Source organism: Peribacillus sp. SRI_006, assembly GCF_057586375.1.
The window spans coordinates 347769-373893 of sequence record NZ_JBYCZT010000004.1; the positions used below are offsets into that span (position 1 = coordinate 347769).

23 protein-coding genes are annotated in these 26125 nt (G+C 40.2%); 8 read left to right on the top strand and 15 right to left on the bottom strand.

The window, feature by feature from the left end:
* Window positions 1-12: 12 nt before the first annotated feature.
* The 5 genes from AC2YHV_RS07780 to AC2YHV_RS07800 form a co-directional block, all read right to left on the bottom strand.
* The gene (locus AC2YHV_RS07780; RefSeq protein ID WP_487372967.1) at window positions 13-1881 is read right to left on the bottom strand and encodes a T7SS effector LXG polymorphic toxin; all 1869 of its coding nucleotides are present in this window, start codon (window positions 1879-1881) and stop codon (window positions 13-15) included.
* A gap of 198 nt (window positions 1882-2079) precedes the next feature.
* A complete protein-coding gene (locus tag AC2YHV_RS07785; RefSeq protein ID WP_487372968.1) occupies window positions 2080-2907 on the bottom strand; it encodes a MetQ/NlpA family ABC transporter substrate-binding protein in 828 nt (275 codons plus the stop codon).
* Between the two features lie 18 nt (window positions 2908-2925).
* On the bottom strand, window positions 2926-3588 hold the full coding sequence (locus AC2YHV_RS07790; RefSeq protein ID WP_095391680.1) for a methionine ABC transporter permease: 663 nt from the start codon (window positions 3586-3588) through the stop codon (window positions 2926-2928).
* Window positions 3581-4330: a methionine ABC transporter ATP-binding protein gene (locus AC2YHV_RS07795; RefSeq protein ID WP_487372969.1), complete on the bottom strand. Its 750-nt coding sequence runs from the start codon at window positions 4328-4330 to the stop codon at window positions 3581-3583. Before AC2YHV_RS07795 ends, AC2YHV_RS07790 begins: the two co-directional genes overlap by 8 nt.
* 214 nt (window positions 4331-4544) lie before the next feature.
* Entirely contained in the window at window positions 4545-5057 is a 513-nt protein-coding gene (locus AC2YHV_RS07800; protein ID WP_487372970.1) for a helix-turn-helix domain-containing protein, read from the bottom strand.
* A gap of 164 nt (window positions 5058-5221) precedes the next feature.
* On the opposite strand from AC2YHV_RS07800, the gene AC2YHV_RS07805 reads away from it, so the two are divergent.
* The 3 genes from AC2YHV_RS07805 (at window position 5222) to AC2YHV_RS07815 (ending at window position 7994) form a co-directional block, all read left to right on the top strand.
* Complete coding sequence (locus tag AC2YHV_RS07805) at window positions 5222-6520, top strand: MFS transporter (RefSeq protein WP_487372971.1); 1299 nt, start codon at window positions 5222-5224, stop codon at window positions 6518-6520.
* 34 nt (window positions 6521-6554) lie between these two features.
* The gene (locus AC2YHV_RS07810; protein WP_487372972.1) at window positions 6555-7538 is read left to right on the top strand and encodes an ornithine cyclodeaminase family protein; all 984 of its coding nucleotides are present in this window, start codon (window positions 6555-6557) and stop codon (window positions 7536-7538) included.
* Between the two features lie 117 nt (window positions 7539-7655).
* Window positions 7656-7994, top strand: a complete 339-nt coding sequence (locus tag AC2YHV_RS07815) for a hypothetical protein (RefSeq protein ID WP_487372973.1) — start codon at window positions 7656-7658, stop codon at window positions 7992-7994.
* Between the two features lie 6 nt (window positions 7995-8000).
* Here AC2YHV_RS07815 and AC2YHV_RS07820 read toward each other — a convergent pair whose 3' ends face one another.
* Window positions 8001-8462, bottom strand: coding sequence for an SRPBCC family protein (locus tag AC2YHV_RS07820; protein WP_106026191.1), 462 nt, complete (start codon window positions 8460-8462; stop codon window positions 8001-8003).
* A gap of 213 nt (window positions 8463-8675) precedes the next feature.
* Between AC2YHV_RS07820 and AC2YHV_RS07825 the strand changes: the two genes are divergently transcribed.
* Entirely contained in the window at window positions 8676-9944 is a 1269-nt protein-coding gene (locus tag AC2YHV_RS07825) for an ATP-binding protein (RefSeq protein ID WP_430190490.1), read from the top strand.
* Window positions 9945-10212: 268 nt separating this feature from the next.
* Here AC2YHV_RS07825 and AC2YHV_RS07830 read toward each other — a convergent pair whose 3' ends face one another.
* The 4 genes from AC2YHV_RS07830 to helD all read right to left on the bottom strand — a co-directional run bounded on the left by AC2YHV_RS07830 (window position 10213) and on the right by helD (window position 16484).
* On the bottom strand, window positions 10213-13383 hold the full coding sequence (locus AC2YHV_RS07830; RefSeq protein ID WP_487372974.1) for an ATP-binding cassette domain-containing protein: 3171 nt from the start codon (window positions 13381-13383) through the stop codon (window positions 10213-10215).
* A gap of 275 nt (window positions 13384-13658) precedes the next feature.
* Complete coding sequence (sspL, locus tag AC2YHV_RS07835) at window positions 13659-13790, bottom strand: small, acid-soluble spore protein L (protein WP_061464729.1); 132 nt, start codon at window positions 13788-13790, stop codon at window positions 13659-13661.
* Between the two features lie 35 nt (window positions 13791-13825).
* Window positions 13826-14041 (bottom strand): hypothetical protein, encoded by a 216-nt coding sequence (locus AC2YHV_RS07840; RefSeq protein WP_063575260.1) that lies wholly within the window; start codon window positions 14039-14041, stop codon window positions 13826-13828.
* 103 nt (window positions 14042-14144) lie between these two features.
* On the bottom strand, window positions 14145-16484 hold the full coding sequence (gene helD / locus AC2YHV_RS07845; protein WP_487372975.1) for an RNA polymerase recycling motor HelD: 2340 nt from the start codon (window positions 16482-16484) through the stop codon (window positions 14145-14147).
* A 409-nt stretch (window positions 16485-16893) separates the two neighbouring features.
* Here helD and AC2YHV_RS07850 point away from each other — a divergent pair, with 409 nt between their 5' ends.
* The gene (locus tag AC2YHV_RS07850; protein ID WP_487372976.1) at window positions 16894-17151 is read left to right on the top strand and encodes a zinc ribbon domain-containing protein; all 258 of its coding nucleotides are present in this window, start codon (window positions 16894-16896) and stop codon (window positions 17149-17151) included.
* A 419-nt stretch (window positions 17152-17570) separates the two neighbouring features.
* Here the strand turns inward: AC2YHV_RS07850 and AC2YHV_RS07855 are convergent, their stop codons facing one another.
* Both AC2YHV_RS07855 and AC2YHV_RS07860 read right to left on the bottom strand, forming a co-directional pair.
* Entirely contained in the window at window positions 17571-18485 is a 915-nt protein-coding gene (locus tag AC2YHV_RS07855) for a response regulator (protein WP_063590197.1), read from the bottom strand.
* Complete coding sequence (locus AC2YHV_RS07860; protein ID WP_487372977.1) at window positions 18482-19753, bottom strand: ATP-binding protein; 1272 nt, start codon at window positions 19751-19753, stop codon at window positions 18482-18484. The genes AC2YHV_RS07855 and AC2YHV_RS07860 overlap by 4 nt, the downstream gene beginning before the upstream one ends.
* Before the next feature lie 206 nt (window positions 19754-19959).
* Here AC2YHV_RS07860 and AC2YHV_RS07865 point away from each other — a divergent pair, with 206 nt between their 5' ends.
* The gene (locus AC2YHV_RS07865; protein ID WP_057276993.1) at window positions 19960-21231 is read left to right on the top strand and encodes a cation:dicarboxylate symporter family transporter; all 1272 of its coding nucleotides are present in this window, start codon (window positions 19960-19962) and stop codon (window positions 21229-21231) included.
* A gap of 371 nt (window positions 21232-21602) precedes the next feature.
* Here the strand turns inward: AC2YHV_RS07865 and AC2YHV_RS07870 are convergent, their stop codons facing one another.
* Together AC2YHV_RS07870 and AC2YHV_RS07875 are read right to left on the bottom strand one after the other, a co-directional pair.
* Window positions 21603-22580, bottom strand: a complete 978-nt coding sequence (locus tag AC2YHV_RS07870) for a 2-hydroxyacid dehydrogenase (protein WP_258249070.1) — start codon at window positions 22578-22580, stop codon at window positions 21603-21605.
* Between the two features lie 97 nt (window positions 22581-22677).
* Window positions 22678-23991, bottom strand: a complete 1314-nt coding sequence (locus AC2YHV_RS07875) for an Nramp family divalent metal transporter (RefSeq protein ID WP_098187483.1) — start codon at window positions 23989-23991, stop codon at window positions 22678-22680.
* A gap of 435 nt (window positions 23992-24426) precedes the next feature.
* Here AC2YHV_RS07875 and AC2YHV_RS07880 point away from each other — a divergent pair, with 435 nt between their 5' ends.
* On the top strand, window positions 24427-24684 hold the full coding sequence (locus AC2YHV_RS07880) for a hypothetical protein (protein ID WP_487372978.1): 258 nt from the start codon (window positions 24427-24429) through the stop codon (window positions 24682-24684).
* 76 nt (window positions 24685-24760) lie between these two features.
* Here the strand turns inward: AC2YHV_RS07880 and AC2YHV_RS07885 are convergent, their stop codons facing one another.
* Window positions 24761-25111, bottom strand: a complete 351-nt coding sequence (locus AC2YHV_RS07885; protein ID WP_053536197.1) for a winged helix-turn-helix transcriptional regulator — start codon at window positions 25109-25111, stop codon at window positions 24761-24763.
* A gap of 139 nt (window positions 25112-25250) precedes the next feature.
* Between AC2YHV_RS07885 and AC2YHV_RS07890 the strand changes: the two genes are divergently transcribed.
* The gene (locus AC2YHV_RS07890) at window positions 25251-25835 is read left to right on the top strand and encodes an NAD(P)H-dependent oxidoreductase (protein ID WP_239859047.1); all 585 of its coding nucleotides are present in this window, start codon (window positions 25251-25253) and stop codon (window positions 25833-25835) included.
* Window positions 25836-26125: the final 290 nt, after the last annotated feature.

Genomic DNA, 26125 nt, shown 5'->3' on the forward strand with positions numbered 1-26125 from the left:
CCTGTATTTCTACTATCTTGTACTAGCTATGTCTCCTAAATCTTCAAGAGCTTCAACAATATCATCAAAGTCACCGTCCATTGCTTCAATAGCTCTTAACCGATTCACTACTTCCTCTAAAGCATCAAGACTATGTTGTCCTATTACGGCATTTGGTGCCCAAACAAGGTTTTCTTTTCCAATTATTGGATCAACCCCATACCTTCTTAATATTTCCTGACCTTCTCGAACCAGTTCTTGCTGCTTCTGACCAAGACCTTTTTTAAATAGAATATGATGTGCATGAGGATTTATCATTGCAGTAGGTGGGCCACCTATTAATCCTCTAAGATACTTACCAAAATCAATTTTAATTAATGCCTCATTATATTGTTTAGTAATACCTAATTCAGACATCTTTTTACTAATCTCAGAGAGTTCATCTACACTAAAAGTATTATTTTGAATAGCATTTTTAAGCTTATTCATCTTAATGGCATTGACATTACCGGCTTCGCCTATACCATCAAGATAATCACTTACAGATTTAACCCTACCACTAACCTCAGACTCCACTTTCGCCATTGAAATTAACTGATCCTTCAGCCCAGTACCATTAACCACATTATAAGGTACTCCACCTGCCAACGACAGTTGGTTTTTAGGGTTGTATGGCAATAGGTTAGGGATAGTGGCCAGTTCTTTTGCCTTTGTTGCACCTTTTACTGCAGCCGCTTTTGTAGTGGCTGCCCCTGTCTTCGTTATGGCTCCTGCGCCTTTAGTTCCGACTATTGATGTGACGACTGTTCCAAGGGCATAGGATACCCAGTGAGCCCGCGAATAGGCATCGCCATTTATCATATCTCTTTCATATGAGTCGGAGATGGATTTGGAAATATATTTATAGGTTTTTATCGGGTGCATGATTGAATTTGCTACGCCTTCAACCGTTTCCCCGGGATCTGTGACAAAGTCCCAAACTCCTGTCACGAAGTCTTTCCCGACATCATACAGGCCTACGCCGATTCCTTTTGCTATGTCTGCGGTTTGCTTGGATGCTTCTAGCTGCATGACATATCGCTGCTGGGTGGGCGCTAAGTTTTCATACCCGATCTGCTTGGCGATTTTGAGGAACTCATCTGGATCTGTTACATGATCGAGTTGGGCCTTCAAGTCTTTGATCCGGCGATTCTCCGCTTCCTCTTGTTTAACCTTCAGATATTGCGCGGTTTCTTTTTTCCTGACTTCTAGGTTTTTATAGGCTTCACTATTTTTATAAGCTGCTGCATTAAAATAGAGAGGGGATACTACTCCTCCCCTTGTACTGGATACTTTCAATTGCTCCATGAGTGCCGTCACTGCCGCTTGGTCTTCTTCGGATTTGGCATATTCATTCGTCCACTTATGATCGATTTCGTTTACTTTGTCTATCGTTTGGGTCCGTTTTGTTTCAGCTTTCTCGATATTTTCAAAGAACGCATCATCGGAAAAAGGCTCTAACTGAATGATATCATCAATTCCAGCCAATATTTTTTTCAGATCATTTTTCTGGGCTGTGACCATTTCCTTGGAATTTCGAGTGGCATTTGTCAGCTCTTCCTCTAAAAAAGGAACCGTAACCACGGTTTCACTAAGGTTCGCTTCGATTGTATCTCCTTGAATTCCGCTTAAAAAGGCAATATGCCGATTGATCAGACGCAGCCAAGAATCCACGACATCGATCTGTGCTTTGTAAAACCCTTTAATGGCCTCTGCACCTTGCCCCTGCAGCTCATCATCCAAATGAACGATACTCTCAAATCCTTTTTTTAATTCCGTGAGCTGTTCCTTTAGGTCCTTATATTGTCCGACACGCGTTTGCATGGCAGAAACTAGTGTTTGAGATTCGTAAATCATCGACATAATGGAAAGTCCTTTCAACTTCTTTTCTTATTCATTTCTATGTAATATTTTTATTCACTGTAAAATTATGGACTAAATATATTTTAGAAGAGTTTCTAAATTTATTCAAGAAATGAAGGGACTTTTTACTAAACGGATTTATTAGCATAAAGAAGGGCTATTCCTGTGGAAGGAATAGCCCCTTTCTTTGTATCAAAATCAAAATGCCGGTATGGCCGTTTCACTATATTTCTCTTCTAAAAATTTGCGTACTTCCGGGCTTGTCATGGCCTTGGCCAACTTTTGGACTGGCTCGGAATCCACGTTATCCTTGCGTGCCACTAATGTAATCGCAAAGTCATTTTCAACACCTTCTGTGAGAAGGGCGTCATTTTTTGGTGTCAAACCAAGCGGGGCAGCGTAAGCAGGTGTTATTACGATCGCATCTGCTTCATCATACGTTCTCGCTAGCATTAATAAATCGACTTCTTTAAACTTATAGTTTTTAGGGTTCTTAGTAATATCAGACATTGTATAGTATGGACCCTTTTTTTCCTTTAAAGTGATCACTTTATGCTGTGCCAGCAAGGCCAATGAGCGATCGATATTCGACACATCATTTGCAATGACAATAACGGCACCCTCTGGCAATTTATCCATTGAATCATATTCTTTAGAGTAAACACCATAATTGGCAAAATAAATGGGTTTCACTGGTACTAGCTCGGCATTTTTGTTTCGATTGAATTCCTCCATATATGGAACGTGTTGGAAGAAGTTCACATCCACTTCTTTTGCCGCTAGTGCGGTGTTAGGCTGCACATTATCACTTAATACGACCATTTCCAGGTTAATGCCCTCCTCTGCCAGCTTTGGTTTAACAAGCTCAAGGATTTCCGTCATCGGGGGAATGAGTGAGGCCACTTTCAATGTAACCTCTTCCTTTTCCTGATTCTGCGTATTTTCTTTCTCTTTTACTTCATTCGTCTTTCCACATCCTACTAAAAACAACATAATTGCTGCCATGAGAAAGAGTATTTTTTTCATGATGTTTCCCTCCATTATTTATCTTTTATCAATCATTCTGGCTACAGCTGTCCCAATGAATTGGATAAGCTGTACTAGAATAATCATAATGATAATCATATAAATCATTAGCTCTGTTTTAAACTGCTGGTAGCCATACCTGATGGCAAAGTCGCCGATACCGCCGCCTCCGACCACTCCCATGATCGTTGAATAAGAAATAAAGCTGATGATCGATGTTGTTAGTCCGAGGACAAGCCCTGAACGAGCCTCCACGTAAAGAAATTTAAATATGACATCCTTAACGGAAGCCCCCATCGAAATAGCTGCCTCGATCACACCCTTTGGCACGTCCAATAAAGATTGTTCGACCAATCGCGAATAATGGGCAATGGCGATGATGGCTAATGGAACGCAAGCAGCTGCTGTACCAATGGCTGTACCGATTATGAGTCTTGTAAACGGGATTAAAAAAACAACCAATAATAAAAACGGGAATGAACGGATAATATTCACAAGTAAATTTAAAATCGAGAAAGCCCACGGATTTTCAAGCAAATGACCCTTCCTAGAAAGAAATAGCAAGGTCCCGACAGGCAATCCAATCAAAATCGCAGCTAAAATGGACACACCCACCATCGTAATGGTTTCTCCAATTGACTGCCAAATTTCTGCCTCATATTGAACTAAAATCTCAGGCATGGCCTCGCCCACCATTCTCTGCTAATTGTTCGATAAAGTATTCGGGACGATTATCCTTTTTTTGAATCCCGGTTGGTTCGATTAAGACCGTGTCATAAATCTCTCCCTCTGCCATGATCGATACACGATTGCATATACTTTTAATGACATCCAGCTCATGACTAACAATGACGATCGTCACACCGAAGCGTTTGTTGATGTTTTGTAGCACGTCTAATATTTCAGCGGTTGTATTTGGATCAAGGGAAGAGGTCGGTTCATCACATAACAACACTTGAGGGTTATTTGCCAATGCCCTTGCAATGGCAACACGCTGCTTTTGTCCCCCGCTTAATTGTGCAGGATATCTCTCCATCTCACCCTCCAATCCGACAAATTGGAGACATTCTAAAACACGGCTCCGACGGTCCTTCTTTGGATAATTTGCCAGCTCTAAAGAGGCTGCAACATTGTCATAAACCGTTTTATTTGCCACAAGATTAAAATGCTGAAAGATCATGCCAATCGACTTCCGTGCCCCTCGAAGTGCTTTATTGTTCAATGTTGTCAAGCTTTGGCCGTTTACCTCCACTTCGCCCGCATCTGGGGTCTCCAACAAATTCATTAGCCGCAGCAACGTTGATTTCCCTGCTCCGCTTGCTCCGATTATTCCATGAATTTCACCTTTAGGTATTGTTAAAGTAACAGACTTAATAGCCTGAAATTGTGAAAAATTTTTACTCACTTGATCCAGGTTAATCATAAAATCCCACTTTCTATTTGTTGAAAGGTATGTATAGCGCTCCTCATTAATAGTTTCATCAAAGAAACACAACTCATTCTATCAACTAATGAGGACCTAATGCAAAGACACAAATTAACAGTTAGAAAGGATAGATGAACAGTGAGGAATCCCTGTTTACATCTATCCTTTTGTACGACATGTTTCGTTAACTGGATATACTTTTATTACAACGTTATTTCGACGACACCACCAAAAACCGGACAATATGATCCGAGAAGTTAAACCAGTAATGGGCTTTTCGAGCATCGAACATGAAAGACTGCTGTTCATGGAGTTCCATTCTTTCTCCCTCTATTTCCACTGTCAACTTCCCTTCGATAATGAACAAGAATTCATGTCCGCCATGAGAAAAGGCGCTTCCTTTATTTTCACCTGGCTTTAAGGTGACAAGGATAGGCGAAAAAACAGCATCACGAATGCCGCTGGATAAATTCTGATAGTGAAATTGTTCATGATTATAATCTGAATTTTCTTGGGAACGGTCCTCAGAAAAAAAGAAACTTGGGTTGACATCCAAAGTATCAGCGATTTTTTTTAATGACTCTAATGTGACGCTTGATTTACCCCGTTCTACTTGTGATAAAAAGCTGATCGAAACGCCTGTTTGTTCAGCAAGGCTCTTTAATGTTAGTTTTCGCTCTTTCCTCAATGATTTCATTTTTTCCCCGATTGAATCAAAAGGCATGGAGATGCCCCCTTTTTTTACATAGTATCTAGCTTCATTATACAGTACAAATTTTGATGAATGTTCCGTCATTAATAAAATAATTGACAGAAAATTATAAATTATTTACAATAAAGGAAATAACAAATTGAAGTGACACTTCAATTTTAATGGGGTGACTCAAGATGGAGAAGAAACAAATGCGGCGAATTTTAATTGCGAGTTTAGTCGGAAGTTCGATTGAGTGGTTTGACTATTTTTTATATGGGACCGTTTCAGCTCTCGTGTTTAACCAGCTATTCTTCGTGAATGAGGATCCGACAATAGGGCTGTTGCTTTCCTATGCATCCTTTGCGTTAGCATTCTTCATCCGCCCCTTTGGCGGAGTGATTTTCAGCCATATTGGCGATCGTATCGGGAGAAAGAAAACCCTTGTTTTAACACTTAGTTTAATGGGTGTCGCAACCTTTGGGATGGGGCTTCTTCCTACGTATCAAGCCGTTGGGATTTGGGCGCCGATTTTATTGATCACGCTGCGCTTAGTACAAGGTCTGGGAATTGGCGGTGAATGGGGAGGAGCGCTTTTATTGGCCGTTGAATATGCTCCCGCTGAGAAACGGGGCTTGTTCGGAGCCATTCCTCAAATGGGTGTTACGATAGGAATGCTGCTTGGAACCGTTGCCTTATCCATTATGACACTGCTGCCTGAAAACGCATTCATGACTTGGGGATGGCGTATACCATTCATTTTTAGTGCTCTGCTAGTATTTTTTGGCCTATGGATTCGTAAAGGAATTGATGAAACACCGTCTTTCAAAAAAGTGAAGGAATCGGGAGAAGTTCCAAAGCTGCCGATTGTGGAAACTCTTAAGAATTATTGGCGTGAAGTGCTTATCGCCGTCGGAGCCAAAGTGGTAGAAACAGCTCCATTTTATATTTTCAGCACGTTTGTCGTATCATATGCTACTGCAAATCTCGGCTTCTCCCGGACAGCTACATTAACTGCAGTCATGATTGCGACAATTATAACGACGATTTTAATACCTATCATGGGGACTTTATCTGATAAGCTTGGCCGCAAAAAGCTGTTTATAGGCGGAACGATTGGGATGGCACTGTTTGCATTCCCATACTTCTGGTTGCTGCAGCAAAAATCGGTACTGCTATTAATCGTTGCAACAGTGATAGGTTTAGGGGTTATTTGGGCTCCCATCACAGCTGTTCTTGGAACGATGTTCTCGGAAATTTTCGATGCAAAGATCCGTTATACCGGCATCACGCTTGGCTATCAAATCGGAGCAGCTCTGGCAGGAGGAACAGCGCCGCTAGTTGCAACGGCTTTACTTGATAGGTTTAATAACTCCTATGTTCCTGTCGCCCTTTATATTATTTTTGCATCTGTCCTGTCACTAGCAGCGATTTGGGCAGTTAAGGATCGCAGCAATCAGAAATTAGACGAAACACATAATACTAGTGCCATGTAATCCATGGATTTTTCACTTCAAGGAGGACAATTGAATGTTGGTAATAAGCGAGAAGGAAATTCAACAATCATATGGAATGAAAGACGCAATAGCAGATATAAAGGCCGTATTGCGTGCACATGGTGCTCAACAAATAGACAGCCCTCATCGCACAGTGCTTGCTTTCCCTCAACACGAGGCATCGGCCCTTTACATGCCAAGCGCTGATTTATCTGAAGAGGTTTCGGCGGTCAAAGTCGTTACGATTTTTCCAAAGAATCCTTCAAGGGGGATGGCAACCACACAAGGAGTCATCTTGCTGTCAGATGCAGAAAATGGCGAACACCTAGCATTGTTGAATGCCTCCTATTTAACACGTCTCAGAACAGGGGCATTGAGCGGCATTGCCACAGACTTTCTTGCTCGTAAAGACGCCCGGGTTCTCACGATCATCGGAACAGGAGCTATGGGATTTGAACAAGCAATTGGTGTGTTAGCCGTAAGGGACATTGAGCGTATTTTATTAGTAAATCGCACACCAGAGAAAGCGCAGAAATTCGGTGAAAAGCTGCAGGCTTTCGGAGTAACCGTTCCTTTTGAAGTTTGCGAGGATGTTTCAGCAGCTGTTCGTCAAGCAGATATCATTTGCTGTGCAACCCGCTCGAACGAGCCAGTATTTAATGGACTCGATTTAAAGCCGGGCACACACATTAACGGGGTCGGGTCTTACTTACCGGATATGAAAGAAGTGGATAATACCACCGTTTCACGCGCTGCTAAAATTATCGTCGACGATTTGGCGGGCGTGAAGGCTGAAGCAGGAGAACTCATTTCTGCAGCCAATCAGGGAAATTGGTCGTTTAATGATATTCACGGAGAGCTTTATGAACTTGTCATGCGAACCAAAACAGGAAGGGGAAATAAAGAGGAAATTACCTTCTTTAAATCAGTCGGTGCCGCTTACTTTGACCTCGCTGTGGCAAAAGGTGTTTACAGCCAATCGAAAGAACGGAACACCGGGATAGAGATTGAGGTATGACAGAAGTCCATACATTTTGCTAACGCTGAATGTAATAACAACCCGAAACAAGCGACGTTCAAGCTTGCAGTAACATTTCATCTTTAAATAAAGAGACCCTTCTTTCGGAAGGGCCTTTTGAATAATCCATATCTTTCACAAGCGATCAAGCCTTTATCACGGTCGCTTTTTTTATTGGCATCATATAGTGCCATGTGGCTTGTATTTCAGTTTGAATCCACCTTGAAAAAAGATGGATTATTTTTAATTTGGTGTCGACTTAGTTTTCACGCAGAGTTGATTGGAGCGGGTGTACGAGACTCCTGCGGGAATACGCGTCCAAGGGAGACCCCGCAGACGCAAAGCGCCGAGGGCGGACCGCCCGCGGAAAGCGAGTGCCTGCAGTGGAATGAAACGATCAAAGTACACTCTCCAAATATAGGCAAGTTGTATGCCCCCTATAATGCGGAAGATTGACCTAATTCATTCTAATACACTTGTTTCTGCTTCAGCTACCTTTTTGACACGATCTAAAAATTCAACGACCACTTTATCGGTGGCAAATACTAAAAGTAATTTCAAAAACCACTTTAACGGGCGACTGGTGACTGTATATGTAAAGGAAGTTCTATTGTCATTGATTTTATTTAGTTCATAAAAAGCTGTAATTTCAAACATTTTAGCAAGTATGAAGCCTACTTTTAGCTTTTTCTCATTAGTTTCATTCAAATATTCCAATGTTTCTATATCATACTCTTCTGTTCGTTTTCCTTCTCGATATTTTTGGCGATATACACTTCCAACCACTTCTTCCGTTATTTTAACCGGCTTTTGTTCAACTACTTGAGGCATGATTTTTTGCAAATTTTCTACAGAACCATCAAGAAACTTCCATACCTGTTCAATTGGGGCATTTATTTCTATTTCTTTTGTCCATTTTTTCAATGAAAATCACCTCTGCCTCTATTATATTTCCTTTATTATGTAATAACCAAATTCGAACGGATGAATCGTTAAATAATTCTAATTAAATAGATACATTAACCAAGACTTTTTTAAATTTAGAGTCGTTCTGTAAATAAATTACTTATTAAGATTCTCTTTTTTGGTGTTATTCTTGTATAATAAACCAAACGGTTACTTTTTCAGGAGAATCCTATGAATTTTATTTATATTAATCAAAACATATTAGATAATCTTTTTTATATCTTAGTAAGCATTTTGATTTATTACATTTTATTAGATCATGGCAAAAGGTTAAGTCAGTATGGCAAGACCCTTATTACTGCATGCATGAGCATTCCTATTATTTTATGTATGAAGTTTCCTATTTATATCGATGAATATTGTGTCCATGATCTCAGGCAAATCCCTTTTATAATAGGGACCCTTTATGGTGGTTGGCCTGTAGGGGCTGCACTGTTAGTCATCATATTAACTTTTAGGTTTGCTTTTTATGGTTTCAATTTACTTACGTTAACTGTATATATCGTAATCTTTATTATAACGGCTTTATTTTCTTCCAAATTCAAAAATTTCAATCGAAAAAATAAACTTAATAGCTCGATACTATTAATTTTATTTCTTGGAATACTAACGAGCTTCATTTCAATCGTTATGTCTGATTATTTTCGAATAACGGAGGCGTATGTATTTTACTTTATTATCCTCCCTCCTTTCATTATCGTTTTGGCTTTATATATCATAGAAATTTTAAAAGATGCCATTATAATCCGGACACAAATGGTAAGGCTTGAAAAAATGGAGGTAGTCAGTCAGCTTGCAGCCAGCATTTCACATGAAGTTAGAAATCCTTTAACGGTTGTGAAAGGATTTGTTCAACTGCTAAAGGCTCCTGATCTGACTCAGGAAGTAAGAGAACAATATATCCAACATGTAGTTAGAGAGCTTAATAGTGCAGAATCCATTATCAGTGAATACTTAGCATTTGCAAAACCTGCACTTGAGAAAGTGGAAAATATTTTAATTAACCGTGAAATAGGATATGTAATTGAAATGATCAAACCATTGGCTAACATGAATTTAGTTACTATATCTAATCAGTTGGCTCCAGGCATCACCCGGGGGAATATTCAACATTTCAAGCAATGCTTCCTAAACCTCATCAAGAATGGTATAGAGGCAATGCCAAACGGCGGGGAACTTAATATTGTTTCTTATGTAAATAATTTCGATATCATTATCGAAATAAGTGACAATGGAGTGGGAATGAACAAGGAACAAATAAATCGTTTTGGTGAGCCTTATTACAGTTCCAAAGAAAAAGGAACTGGGCTGGGATCTATGGTGGCTGTCAAGACCATCCAAACGATGAATGGTACACTTCATTTAACTAGCGCTTTGAATAAGGGAACAACGATTTCAATAACACTTCCCGTTTATCAAGAAGATCATTCTGGAAAATAATAAAAAAGTCCGCCGTAAATGGCGGACTTTTAGTTTGTAGACAAATATGGTTTTATTTAAATTTAAAACCAAAGTTGATTGGAACGGAAGGTGCGAGACTCCTGCGGGAAAAGCGAGTCCAAGGGAGACCCCGCAGGCGCAAAGGCGCCGAGGAGGCTCCCGGACCGCCCGCGGAAAGCGAGTGCCTGGAGTGGAAATCAACGGTCAAATTGTACAAACCTTTATAAAACTGTAGACAAACTTGATTTTCAATAGAGTACTGTTACATTTATTTTTTCTCGTCAAGGCATTGATAAACCGCAATCATGTCTCGTTTGTTCAATTCACGAATCCGGGCGAAAATGGGGATATCGGCCACGCCCTCGGTACATTCACTTTCGGCCACGACATCCTTCACTTTCCCTGTCAGCCAGGTTTGGACGTCGATGCTTTCGACGATTTCTTTGCGACCTTCATCATCGATGCCACTGGCATGACAGCTCACACAAGGGATCGTTAATTTATACACACCGTCATGGATGTTGTCTTCTGAAATGACTTTCTTGCCATTACAGAATGGGCATTTATGACTTGCTTTAATTTTATTGATTTGGGTAACGATTTTTTTGTAGCCGAATGCTTCATAGACATAGGTTAGTTTTTTGTATTTGCCATTGGTGAAGTATTTATCAATAATGGTTTCTCTTGTTTCGTTAATATTGGCAAAGTCACAGATGGTAATCTGATTTTTGCTGCTGATTGCTTCGATATTGCCTTTGATGCTGTCCCAGAATGGTTGGGTATTTTGTAAAACCACTTCATAGCCGACAAAGCTTGCTAGTTCGAGTTCGAGCATTTTCAACGCGGCTTTTGTTTCACGTGGAAGGAATGAGACATCATCAGTGAGTGCGATATCGCCGCCCACAATCGCTTTTAGTTTTTCCAGTTCCGGCAGCTTTCCTACAATTTTGATGACTTGATCAATTGGCTGTTGGATGATCTCGCGAATGTCCGTATCACCAAACATCAGCTTTTTATGATGTTTGAGAACCGTTCCTTTACAGACTGGACAGTTGATCATCTCTTTTGTTTCTTTCATCTGCTCTTTAATGATTGATTTCGATACGAAAATATAACGCCCAATGATGAAATTGAACCCTTCCCAAATTCGCGATGCCTTGCCTGCTTTATCGTAAAAGGACTTTTCCCAATACCCATATAAGAAGGTATGCTTTTCGGCATCTGTCATCTCATTATAGCTTTTACTAATGTCGTGACCTAGTTCATTCTTGATCTCATCAAACAGGAATTGCAGTTTGGAATGCTGATAATATTTTAATACTTCCATCACGTCCGGATGTAATAAACCATCCCAGAATGGCACGTTTTTGTCTTGTATGACTACATTGAAATCGAATTTTTCAATGAACCGGCGTCCCGAACAGCTTGGACAATGATTTTCTGCAGAATAGAAATCGAAGCTTCTTGTATCCTTATTGGTCGGATGTGCAGCCACTATATGGTTGATCATTCCGCCCAATTCATAAAGAAACGTATATTGACTGTACAAGTGCCGTTCAAGATCAATGGCGATCACAGGGGCAATCGTATCGGACTCGTACTCCCCATAAATCACGCGAGCGATTGGTGATAAGCTTTTTAAAATGCCGCCCTTATAAACGTTCTCTGCGTTCTTGAAATAGTCCAGATGATTTTCCTGTAAATAATCGATACCAGTTTTTGACCGGAGCGTCGAAGAGATATGCAATGGCTCCACCCGCTCGTCACTGTTTTTGTGACTGTAATAATCATCATGACTGACAACGTCAAGATGCTGGACAGGTGTTAGCTGTCTTTTGCCAAAATCCACGATATAATCCGAGCTTTCCAGCATATAGGCATTATGTTCAATCATGATGATGGAGACGGATTCATCCTCCAGAATGACCCTGACACTGTCAATGAATTGGTTTAAAATATTTTGCGATAACCCTTTTGAAGGCTCGTCAAAAATGAACAGCGTGTGCGGGTTCCTTGTCTTCGCAAACAGCTCGGAAACTAAGTGGACACATTGAAATTCACCCGTCGATAGTGTTTGTGTTTTTCTCTCTAACGTTAAATAACCAAGCCCAAGTTTGATCAATAAGCTCAAACGTTTATGTGCGATGTCTTCTTTTGGGAGTTCTTCGATGATATCTTCGATCGAACGCTGAAAAATATCATCAATTTCATCACTGTATTTGGTTAGCTTCTTTTTAATATCAAGAAACGTCGCAACGGTCGACCGGCTGGTGATCGATTTATTTCGGTCCTGCCCGACCATGACCAGCTTATCCTTTGGATAACGCTTCTGAAAATCTTTGGAGATGCATTCATTGACTAGTGTAGATTTACCGCAGCCGGACTCACCCGTAAAGGTAACAAGTCTATTCTTGGGAATCCGGATTTCTTCCATTTGAATATTACGGCAGTAAAGATCCTGAAATTGATAGTATTTAGTTGGCGCTGCTTCATTTCGCTTCCAGCTGATTGGTTTGGGCCGCGGTGATTCTTCAACGATTTTCCCGCCATATTTTCCGCTGCCGGGTCCAAAGAACAATTGGTCATCCGTGCTATCCAACACCGTGTCTGAATGATCAATGAGCCAAATTTGATTTTTATAACCTAATTGCTTAATCTGCTCCAAAATTTTCAAAAGGGTTTGATGATCAAGACCGACGGAGATTTCATCGATGATGATCACGGTATTTTCACTTGTTGCCATGAATTCGGCCAAATAAAGCCGGGTTAATTCCCCTCCCGACACTGTCCCCATAATACGGTTCAAGCCTAAATAACCAATATTCATATTGATAATATTTTGGAGAATATGCTGTTTGGCTTCACTTATATGTAAGGTCTCTGCGAGTGAAAGGATCGTTTCGATGCTTAAGTTGTTGATATCGGATATAGTATGCGGGCGGTCTAATAATTCAATGGTATATTGCTCGACTTCTTGATTGTAGCGCTTCCCCTCACACTTTGGACATTCGACGTTTTTCGTCGTACCGCGTCCTTTACAAGTAGGGCACCAGCCTAAGGCATTATTAAATGAAAAAACTTCCGGAGAAAGATTGAATTTTTCTGCAAGACAAACACGAATCTCTTTAAACACACCAGTATGTGTGCCAATGGTCGAACGGGGATTAGCTGAAATGGATGATTTGCCGAGAAAAAGGACCAGCGGCATTTCCTCCATCTTGATGGCACTGAAGTTGGTTTCCATAATATTAGGGAATAAATACTGATATTCAGACTTCGGCAATAAGGAAACGAGACGCTTCTTGGATTCTTCGCCAATGGTTTGACAAAAAGTCGTCTTCCCGGAACCTGATAAACCAGCAATTCCTAATGATTGGTCGTCTGGCAGTGATGAATCTAAATGGCTTATATTGTTCGCTATTAATCGATTTATTTTCATTTGTAACTCCTCTCATTTTTTCAAGCTCAGTCTTTCATATTAGCACAGCGGTATATGTATTTGGTATTTTTTTAACGGTAACCCCATCCATTTATTCTTTCACATTCCGCTGCTTCAAAAACGTATGATTCATCGACAAAAACCGAGGAGCAAGGATTGGATTTTTTCCATAACCAATAAGATGATTAAAGCCTTCATATAGATTATAAAAGCCCCTCTCGACTAAGAGAAGGGCTTTCCTTAATAAAGTATGACCGCATTTTTATCCGATACGTTTATTTTGTATTGGACTTTTTTGCCTTGTTTTCAAGCTCGCTTTTGGGCTCAGTGGAGAATTCGACATCTTTTCCATGTCCCTGCGGGTTAACACTTGGTGCGATGCGACCTCTTCCTGTCTTTTTACTCATTTCCTTCACCTCCAAGTATATGATGTTGGACGGATCTACTTTACATTACGGGTGTAATTAAATGTGTCTTTGTTCTGAGGAACATCAGGATCTTTTTTCCCGGCAGGCTGTACTGCTCTTCCTGTATTTCCGCTATAGCCTTCTTCCACGGGCCCTGGATAATGATAATGGCCATCATTAACTGTTTGAATCGTTGATTCACCAGTCACCTGGCTTCCTCCCGTTTCCACCTGTTCTTTCTCGTTAGTCAATCCATCTCCTCCTTTTCTAAAGATTTTCTTTTATAGTATTCGATAAAAGAGCAATAAAATGAAAGGAGAAAAAAGGAAGCACTAATAATGACTCCATTCTTTGTTAGTTGGAGGTCAGAAGTAAACTCTCCGTTGCACCGTTTTTCAAGAAGGGACTGGGTTCGCCAACCGTATAAATTTGTAAGTCATGCATAGCCCTGGTACATGCGGTGTAGAACAATCTACGCAGGCTCTCATCACCGTATGTTTGCATGGATGCATCATAAATGATGACTGCATCGAATTCGATGCCTTTGGCCAAATAAGCCGGTATAACAACTACACCCTGTTCATATTCATTTGTGCCTTTCTGTACGAGTTTAATTTCACCGTGGGCATTAAGGGCATCGTATGCGGCGGCACTTTCGGCAGCAGATTTACAGATTATTGCGATTGTATTGTACTCACGGCTTTGAAAGTCTTTGACCTTAGACATGATCTTACGGTGCAATTCATCACGGCTGGACACTTGAGTGAGTACTGGCTTCTCGCCTTCACGATTGAATGCCTTAATTCGCTGGCCTTCTGGAATTAGTTCACGTGTGAATTCTATAATCTGCTTTGTGGATCTGTAGCTTTGATCCAAGGTAATGCTCTCGGTTTCACTTATCCCGTATAAACTGGTAAGAGTCTGGAAATCCACCCGTTCGCTGGCATGAGCGAATATTGCCTGGTTAAAGTCACCGAGCACGGTCATCCTGGCATTAGGAAACAATCGTTTCAAGAACTCGAATTGAAATGGAGAATAATCCTGTGCTTCGTCTACAAGCACGTATTTTATAGCTGTATTCGACTGAAACCCTTGAATTAACTCCTTCAGCAGCAAAAATGGAGTCGCGTCTTCATAATACAGTTTACCTTCGTCCAGCATTTTTTGGGTTGATAAGCAAATTTCCCTTTCGGCAGGTGTTTCACCCTCATTCCACAGTTCGATCCGTATTCGTTCGTCAAAAAGTTGCTTGTATATGCCCTTAATATTTATAAAATGAAGTGCTTTTATCCGTTTGCGTAACGTCTTCAGTTTCTTTCGAACAATCATACGAGCAAGCATTTTATTTTCCATCTCATAATCGTCAAAGGAATCTTCATCATGGCCGCGTTTTTTCTCTAAATAGGTGTATACCTTTTGGTAGTCTTCTTTGCTAAGATACTCGATTTCCTCCTCGACCCAAGGTTGTTTCAACTCAAACTTTTCCCTTTCATCAAGTAGCTCACATAACCACTCTTTCAGCTTTTCAATCCTATTGTGAAATTTTAATGTGGTGTCTGTGTTATAAAATCTTTCCGAAATTTGTTTGGCTGAGACGAGCGTTTCCCCTCGGAACTTTACCCCTCTAAAGATCATTCCGGATTGCTCCAGTGATTGTCTATAGGTCTTGATGATTTCAAAGAAGCGAATGGATGCCTTAAATTGGATACTCGCTGTCCTGGTGCTATAGGAAGGATCATCCGCTGCAGTCAGTAAATATTCCAGTTGCTCATAAGGATCCTCAACTTGAAACGAGTCAGTCAGACGATGATCCAGATATTCCTGGAATGTTACCTGCTGCATATTCTCTTCGCCAAGTTCGGGCAACACATTGGATACGTAGTTATTAAACATGGAGTTAGGAGAGAATAAAATGATTTGATCGGCTTTCAGCCTTTCACGGTTCTTGTAGAGCAAGTAAGCAATCCGTTGAAGGGCAGCTGATGTCTTCCCGCTGCCAGCTGCACCTTGAACAATGAGCAGACGTCCGCGATCGTTCCGGATGATCCTATTTTGCTCACGTTGAATGGTGGACACGATACTGTGCATATGCTTATCCGTTCCCTTGCCCAGTACCTGCTGCAGGATCTCATCCCCAATGGTGAGACTCGTATCGAACATTGATTCGATAACGCCGCTCTTGATCGTGTATTGCCACTTGTTTTCCAGCATCCCCCGAATTACGCCTCCGGGAGTGGAGTATTCTACAGGACCTGGAGGATAGTCATAATAAACACTCGAAACCGGGGCCCTCCAATCGTAGATAATGAAGTTTTCTCCTGTTGCATCAGTAAGAGTGGAAGTCCCAATATAAATTTGTTCCGTAAGGGGAGACCCTTCTTCAGTGATATCAATCCGGCCGAAATAAGGCACTTCCTTCATGCGGCGCAGTGTTGACAGCCTCTTGAAGGCATATCTATGTGCGCCTTCGCTTTGTGACAAGTCTTGGGCCTGCTGCCTTAAGCCAATGATGGTCTCGAGGTAATCATCGAAAGTATCGATATTAACCTTGAGGTCATCCCAAAAGTGTTTACGGATATTAACAACTTCTTTTTTACGCTTTGAAGTTTCTCCTTCTATTTTGCTGATTTGTTTCGTGATTGTTTCTATCACCTCATTCAAACGTTCTTGCTCCTGCCGAATTTCATTGTTCATAACGGACACTCCTTTAAAAAATGAGAAATTAGGGGTTGACTAGAGGTGAGTTTTACCTTATACTTATAGTAAGGGGTAAACTGTTTATTGTGTATTTAAATGTGTTTCTATACTAATTTATCATAAATTCCGAATGATATCAATGTATTTTGCACAACAGTTGCCATAATGAATCGTCATTTTAAACTTTAATTTAACATGTAAAGCCAGAACCAGTTGAGCAATAGCTTGGCTGGTTATTTTTATGATTATTGAAGGCCTAAAGCTTCGCCAGTCCCGCCTTTCATAAGAACTGCAACACCCACATCAACGTTTGATTCGTTTCGATGAGATGTGATTCATATTGTCTTGACTTAACTTTGTTTGTTAGATAATGTTTAGGATAAAACTTTTTGTAGGAGAAATTATCATGAAAAATTATAAAGCATGTCAGAGTTGTGGAATGCCGCTATCTAAAGATGAATTAGGTGGCGGAACTGAAAAAGATGGTAGGATAAGTACTAAATATTGCAGTCATTGTTATATAAATGGTGAATTCACTCAAAACATTACTGCGATAGAAATGCAAAAAGTTGTTCAAAATCATATGATGGAAAATATGAATATACCTAAATTTATTGCTAAGTTTTTCACTAGAGGCATCCCAAAGTTAGAGCGATGGAATTAATCAACGAATAGAAAACGAACTTCTTTATCCTTTTTCTATAGATTTGAAACAATACTGTTTATAAAAAAAGGCTGTTTTCACATACTTTGTTGCTATTTACCAGGTAGGGGGTTGTGGTTGATTTCCTCTCAAGATGATCGCTTTCCTTGGTGCGGGCGGTGAGCCTCCTCGGCGTAAACGCCTGTGGGGTCTCACCTCTCCCGCTTCTCCCGCAGGAGTCTCGCACTTCCGCTCGAATCAACCTTAAATAGTTTCGTTTAAAAACAACAATCTTTACGAAAAGAGCCATAAAAAAATACGGAGAAAATAGCGATAAAGACAAATCCCCTATAAACGGATTTGCCTTTATGCTTCTTCCAACGAAAAACAAGAAATGTTTTTGTGAATTTTCAATCTATTCAACTTGTGTTACTAGTTTATTATTTCATCATCTGCCTTGCTTCCATAAACAGCACTTGGATAAATTTTTTCATATTATTGCGGCTCTGACTGCTTACTTTTTTACTTTTGTCTTCTAGCTCCAGCATTTTTTTTCGGACTTCCGAGAAATCAAAAAATGTGGATGAATAGGCTTCGAATTTTGGATTCATATAATCCGTCAATCCTAATGAAGCGATATGGATTAGTGCCTGGTTAAGAGCGCGACGGACACGCTGCTCGGAAGCTTTCATTTCTTTCTGGATTTCGGCTTCTTTCGCTTGATCTCCCAGCTTTTCAGCAGCAATCCCAGCAAAAATCTCCTTTAAATATGGAAACGAGTAGGCAGGACCGAGTCTTTGCTTTTCATTTTGGAGGAATCCTAAAATGTTTAATAAATCCTCGCTTCCCCCTTCGCCAATCATACCTAAATCAGAAATTAAGGACCGTCCGGCTTCCATGATATTTTTTGTATGAAAGGTTTTAGAAGACTTCGGGCGGTCCGTAAACACGTTCAACGACTTTTGAATGCCCTGTATCGATTGATCCACCAGTATTCGCTCGTTCACTTTGTTTAATATGCATGAAATTTCAACTTGGTTCAGCGGTTTTGTAATGTAGTATTCCGCTCCTAATCTATACGCCTCACCAATCATTTCTTTCGTTTCCACTTGCGATATCATCACAAATCTTCCTTGAAATCCATCAGCAAGAGACCTGATTGTTTCAATTCCATCCCTTAATGGCATGAGCAAATCAATTAAGACAACGTCTGCTTTTTTTAAAAACAACAAGCCATTATTCACTAAAGCTCCGTCTTCTGCTTCTCCCACCACTTTGCCTAAATCTTCGTCTTCAATTATCTCTGTCAACATCCCTCGAATGGCAGGATCGTCATCTATAATGAAATAATTCATCTCGTTAGCCCTTTCTCCATAATAGCATCAATCGGAATTCCTACGATGAATACGGTTTCTTTATAGGTATCCATTAGCCTGATATGGCCTCCAAATTTTTCAACTGTTTGTTTCACATACGATAAGCCAATTCCCGTCGAAGGGTTTCCCGCCGCATCGAATTTCTTTGTATAACCTGCTGTAAAAATGATTTCCTTCCGCTTTGGCGCAATGCCGGGGCCATTATCACGGATGCAAAACTCCACGAATTGATCTTTCCTTTTCACATGCAGTGATACGTATCCTTCTTCTTCAATGGCTTCCACTGCATTGGCCAATAAATTATTTATTAATGATAATACCATATATACATGATAGGGGGGATGGTCATCATCTATATGCAAGGTAAATGTAATAACTTTGCCAAGGGACTCTGCATATCGTCTATTGGACACGATCATGATGTTACCAAGGTCTTCGATCTTCATATATTCCTGCAGGTTTTTGGATGACATAAGTTTCGAAAGCCCCGCATAAATCCGCTGGTTATCTTTTTTGATCTCATGCACAAGACCGGCAATCTGCAACGCAGTTTGCGCATCGCTTCCATTAGTCCCCCTAGTATTTATCCGACGGTAAAAGTCATAACAAGTTCGGGTGATTTCTTCCGCATTTTGCATCGTTTTCTTCAGTTGAACCGATTCCTCATACAAACTTGAAATGAAAAGCAGCATTTGTTCCTTTTGGATGCGTTGCTCCGCTTCTGCGGATTTCGCTTCTCTCAGCTTTAATATATTAAAAAAGCCGAGAACGAAAAAACTTCGAATAAAGGCGATTAAAACAAGTTGGTCAATGGCTAACAAGGGTGTGCCCTGATTCGCCAGGATGGATCGGATCGTCATCTCCGATACACTTGCAAAAAGCTCGATCAATACCCCTAAAAGCCCGATCATAAACGGCTGATCGTGCCGTTCGTTCAATTTCGTTTTATGAAAGGCCAACGCGTAAATGAAATAGTAGAAAAAGGCGGGAACATGAAGATAGATCGCATCCTCAACGGATATGTCCCGTATCCCGACAGCCAGTGAAAAACGCAAAAAAAACACACTCACTCCCGTCACTATGCCTGCAATAATCGGGTGGATGCTCCTCCCCCATAGTAAAAACAAGAAGAAGACGGGGGTTCCCAAACTGACTCTGAATGTATCATCGAAGGGGTAAAACTTGAATTCGCCCGCAAGAGGCACCGCAATCATAATCAATAGTAATATCCTTATACTCTTTTTCAATACGGTCCCTCCCCAGTCACTATATTAAAAACATAACACATGAAAAGGTAAAAAAGTGAGAAGGGTTTTGACTGAAATTATTATTTTTTATGGCCCTTGTAAGTATCCGTAGGATTCAGTAGGTTCCAGTAGGTTGATCATAAACTTGAAATAATCTAAAAATTGAAAGCGCTAACAACAGAACGACTATCGAAGGAGGAATTCAAATGAAAAGGTTTGGCTTAGCTACTCAAATTTTTGTTGCACTTGTACTAGGTATCGTTGTCGGTGCTTTATTCCATGGTAATGAAACAGTCATGGCCATTTTGGTGCCTATCGGCGATATTTTCATTCATTTAATTAAAATGATCGTCATCCCGATCGTCATGGCTGCACTAGTCGTCTCCATAGCGGGGGTCGGCGATATAAAGAAACTGGGGAAATTAGGCGGGAAGACTCTTCTTTATTTTGAGATTGTCACCACAATTGCCATTGTTATTGGATTACTGGCGGCAAACTTGTTCCACCCAGGGTCTGGCTTAGATACAAGCAATCTTGAAAAAAGTGATATTTCAAAATATGAAGAAACGACAAATACCGCTGGCAGCAGTGGCTTTGGAGAAACAATTTCTCATATTGTTCCTTCAAATGTATTTGAATCAATGGCTCAAGCGGATTTATTACCGATTATCTTCTTTTCTGTTTTATTCGGCTTAGGTGTGGCTGCGATAGGCGAAAAAGGAAAGCCTATTCTTGGATTCTTTGAAGGTGTGTTGGAAGTAATGTTTTGGGTGACGAATCTAGTCATGAAATTTGCCCCCTTTGGTGTGTTTGCACTGATTGGTGTAACCGTTGCGAAATTCGGTATCGCAACATTAATTCCTTTAGGTAACCTAGTAATTGCAGTTTATGTGACGATGGTATTCTTTGTATTCGCCATTCTTGGAATTATAGCGAAAATGTCAGGGACAAGCATTTTTGTTATCCTGAAAGTGTTAAAGGATGAATTGATTTTGGCCTTTACAACAGCAAGTTCAGAGTCGGTATTACCAAGGCTTATGGACAAAATGGAGAAGTTTGGCTGCCCGAAATCCATTACTTCTTTTGTTATTCCAACAGGCTATACGTTTAATCTAGACGGCTCATCGATTTATCAAGCACTTGCTTCACTTTTCGTGGCACAAATGTATGGTATAGATTTATCCATTACAGAACAGATCACTTTGTTACTCGTATTGATGTTAACGTCAAAAGGAATGGCTGGCGTTCCGGGTGCCTCATTTGTTGTTGTTTTAACAACACTTGGTTCTATGGGACTGCCGGTGGAAGGTGTTGCGTTCATTGCCGGTATTGACCGGATTTTGGATATGGGAAGATCAGCGGTTAATGTCATTGGGAACTCATTGGCGGCGATTGTCATGTCGAAATGGGAAGGGGAATTTGACCAGGATAAAGCAAACCATTACGTTGATTCAATTAAACAATCAGACGTAGCATAAACTAGAGGAGGAAACACGGTGTCAACGATCTAAATCATGACGATCGTATTAAGAAAGACTTCTAGGGATCAAAACAAGTACCAGTGCATGCATACTATGTATCCAAACATTGCGTGCAGTCTCCGATTACAAGTTATTCTTACTAGATGACAAACCCAGGTATTTCTTGTGCTGAACTGTTTGATAGATCGCAGTTTCCGATTTTGATGAAATGGCAGATGTGGTTGATGAATAACAAAAGTCTAGGGAATTGATATAAAAGCCCTCCTTTATAGGAGGGCTTTTTGTTTTGCAGGATGAGTAATAATCATAATCCGAAACAAAAAAATGGATAGCCCCAATTAAGGCTATCCAGCTTAATTTATAAAAGATCACTTCACCTTTACGCCAGCTTTAATCAACGTAGGCGGCGTTTCGCCCTGTAATCCGGCGACAAGGTTTGTTGCGGCCAGCATCGCCATTTTCAGGCGGGTTTCATATGTTGCGGAACCGATATGAGGCAGAGTGACGACGTTCTTCATGGAAAGCAGCGGGTTGTCTTCCTGGACGGGCTCCTGTACAAAGACATCCAGTCCTGCCGCGTGAATTTCTCCGGTCTTTAGCGCATCGATCAACGCTTCTTCATCCACTGTTTTCCCTCTTGAACAATTGATGAAGATGGCGGACTCTTTCATGAGCTTGAATTCTTTTTCCCCCATCATCTTTTCGGTTTGAGGAGTCAGCGGTGTCATCAAGCAGACAAAATCAGATTGCTTTAACAGATCTTCCAGAGAACAGTATGTAGCTCCATACTTTTGTTCCGCGTCTTCGTTTCTGGATCTATTGTGATATAAGATGTTCATATCGAACCCAAAACGGGCTCTTTTTGAAACGGCAGATCCGATTCCGCCCATTCCGATAATACCTAATACTTTATGATGGACGTCCAACCCAAACGATTTTTCTCCGATATTCGATGTCCATTGCCCTGACTTTACCATTTGATCCAACTCAGGCATTCTTCTCGCTGCGGAGAGCATCAAACCCATGATCGTATCGGCGACTGTCTCGTTCAATACCTCGGGAGTGTTCGTAGCCATGATTCCTCGATTGGACAACTCGGTTACATCCAAATTGTCGTAACCAACCGATGAATTACAGACGATTTTTAATTGCGGTGCTTGATCCAGTAAAGTTTTATCCACTTTTAATCCTGAACCTAATATACCTTGTGCGTTCTTCAGCTCCTGAAGAAATTCAGGATCGTTTTGTGAATCAAGACCCTCAAAATAAACGACATCACAAGTCTCTTGAATATAATCCAACACCTTTTGATCCACTTTCTTATAAACGATTACTTTCGGTTTCATCATTGATACCTCACTTCCAATAAAGTAGGACCCCATCGGGTTCAAATGCTGACATAACCTTTTTGTTTTACGCCTCTATCTATAATCTACCATTATTTTAAAAAAAGGTAGTAGCTAATTGAACGGCGGACCAAATCGCTAAAACGGAAGCTAACGTTAGAATAATATTTTCGAACCAATTGTTTTTATATTTTCCCATCAAGCTTTTTTTATTTGAAAGCACGAGCATGCCAATTGCGATTACCGGAAAGCCGATTATATTTATTGCATTTACGCCAATTGTCAATGCAATGAAACCAGGCATGCCGGGAATGGACCAAATAAGCGGCGTAACTAATACAAAAATCATAATCCATTTAAACATTGGATCTTTTTCATATTTACCATTGTATTTTTCGCGTCGGTTTTTATTTATTACGTAAAAGGCATCTACTATCAATCTTGGAAAACCAGTTGATTTCCCTACTATACTCGCGAACAATACGCCAAATACCCCAAGATAAAAAATGTACCAGCCAAATTGTCCTAACGACATTTGTAATGCCATTGCCAAGTCATCAATCGTTTCCACATGAATTCCATTCGGTTTTAAAATTTCTGCCCCAACCACCCAAATGGCTAAATTAATCACGATGCAAACTCCGATGGCAAACAGTAAGTCATTTCTTTGAACCTTGACATGACTCGGCTTCGTCCAGCCCTTTTCCTTCATGAAATATGGATGTACAAAGTTCGAAATCGATCCTGCCACTGCACCGATAATTGAAATCGCCACCAATAATGCTCCATGAACGCCAGTATCACTTGGAATGCTAAAACCAACCGTTCCTTTAATGATTTGCCCCACATCCGGTGTAGCTTGAATGGCCAGGAACAAGAAGGCAATGGTCAATAATGCCAAAAGCACTTTCATTACACTTTCAATTCTATTATAAATATTCCTGCCAATAAGCATAAACACTAATCCTACAACTACCATTGAAGCTAAGAACGGCTGATTGACATGGAAGAGTGTCGATAATACCTCTCCCGCTCCCTTAATCATATAGGCATTAAACAGATGGCCCATGATTAATGCATAACCAAACATGAAATAACCGAAAAATGGGTGGATACGTCCATAGCCTTCAAGAATGGTTAAACCCTCTGTGTTACAAAGCTGGAACCGGGCAATAACATTAACGATAAGAAAACGAAGAATTAATGACAGAGCTAAAATCCACATTAAACTATATCCATAATCTGCACCGGCAACAGAAGAAGTCACCAGGTCCCCGGCGCCAAGCCACGTTAACACGGCAAGAATTCCTGGACCATAGGCGGTTTTAAACTTCGTGAAGAAATTTGTTTTCTTACTTTCGACCTCCGGAGCAATCACAGTGGTTTCAGCAAGATTTGATTGATTTTTCAAGTTATTCACTCCATTCCAAAGAGTATGTATTCGCTTTCATTTTTTCTAAAGCAATAATACTTAGATAACTCTAGACATTCAGATATTGAAATTATGACAGAACTTTACGTCATTTCCGGAATTGACATAAAGTTAACGCGCAGTATGTTGTCATGCTTCATGTTGAAGTGAATTAGCTCTTAAGTAAGTTCCCCTTCCATTTGATTGAATCTTTCGACTATTTACATTGAAATTGTAAGACAAATTAAAATGTAAGTCAATCATAATATTTAGAAGTTTTTTTAAAGCATTAAAAAAACCCTTCGTACTTGTTGATCATTCAAGAGAAATTGGCGTTGCTGCAAATTGAGGAAAACAGGATAAATAAAGGATAAAGTACAGCGTGCGAATAGATTCATGCCATCAGCGGATAATATAAGCGAAGGAGTGAAATATATGCCACAAGATAATAACAATGATCTAAATAATACTGACGGGAACCTTGATGCTCGTAGACACCCTACTAATAGTCTGAACCCTGGGTTTCAAAGAGAAGAACGTCCTATGCCTAATGGTGATATCACAACAACTGAGGGTGTCGCAAATGTTAAAGAACGTTTTCCTTCGGACCATGAAAGACTTATGAGCAGAATCAATCTTGGGGATGCACTTATAAATCGGGATAATACACATACTGGACGGTTTGAAAGATAAAAAAGATGTCTTATTGAATTAAATGGGGTTAGTGGATGATCAACCACGAGGAAAAAGCTAAAGACCTGTATAGGCTTTAGCTTTTTATTAATTTTTCATATTTTTTGCCCCACTCTCCCATACTAGCCAGTATGGGAATAAAGCTTTTCCCTATAGGTGTTAACGAGTATTCTACCTTTGGGGGGACTTCTTTATATACTTCTCTGTGAACCATTTGGTCTTCTTCCAATTCTCTCAACTGACGTGTCAGTATTCCTTTTGAAATACCTGGTAACAGCCTTTGAAGTTCATTAAATCTTCTTGTATTTGTGCTTAAATGCCATAAAATGATGATTTTCCATTTCCCTGCAATTATGTCTTGAGTTTGTGTAACTGGACAAACCTCTATTTGTTCCTCTGGAGGTTCACCGAACCTGCTTCGCGCCACCGTACATTCCTCTCTTTCTCAATGGTACCATTTTTGTGACTATGTTATAAAAAAATGACTACTTTCAAAAAAATGTCTAACATTATAATATTAGGTTACCCTTAATAATCAAATAAAAATTACTAGGAGGAGATTCTAAATGAGGCACTTAGTTGTTTATGCACATCCATACTCTGAAAGCTTAAATCACTCTATTTTGGAAACAACAGTCAATGCATTAGAGAAAAACGGTCACGAAGTTGTTGTGCGTGATTTATATGCAATTGATTTTCAACCTGTACTGAAACCGGAAGATACAGCAGCCATGAAAGCAGGAAAAACTCCTGATGATATTAAAACGGAACAAGAATTTATTTCTGAAGCAGAAGTTATAACATTTATTTACCCTATTTGGTGGACGGGTCTTCCAGCAATTCTTAAAGGGTATGTAGACCGAGTATTCTCATTTGGGTTTGCATATTCTGCTGGAGAAGAAGGTGTAATCAAGCTATTAAAAGGTAAAAAGGGGCTTATCATCAATACACACGGAACTCCTAACGAGGTTTACGATGCGGTGGGTATGACAGCTGGATTGAAAGTTACCTCTGACATTGGAATATTTGATTTTACTGGAATTGAACCTGTGGATCATTTACTATTCGGAAGTATTGGATACCTTGATGAAGAAGCATATAAAGGAATGTTAAAGAAAGTTGAAGATACAATTAAATCCCATTTCTCATAAACATATACTAATGTTGAAAAAGACTGCTCAATCTTAATAAAAGGCTGTTTTCGCATACTTTGTTGCTATTTACCCGTAGTGCGGTGTGGTTGATTTCCCCTTCAGATGCTCGCTTTCCGCGGGGCGGGCGGTGAGCCTCCTCGGCGTAAACGCCTGTGGGGTCTCACCTTTCCCGCTGCTCCCGCAGGAGTCTCGCACTTCCGCTCCAATCAACCTTAAATAGTTTCGTTTTAAAAACATCAATCTTTACGAAAAGAGCCTAATAAAAAGAGACCTTCTTTTTAAAAGGT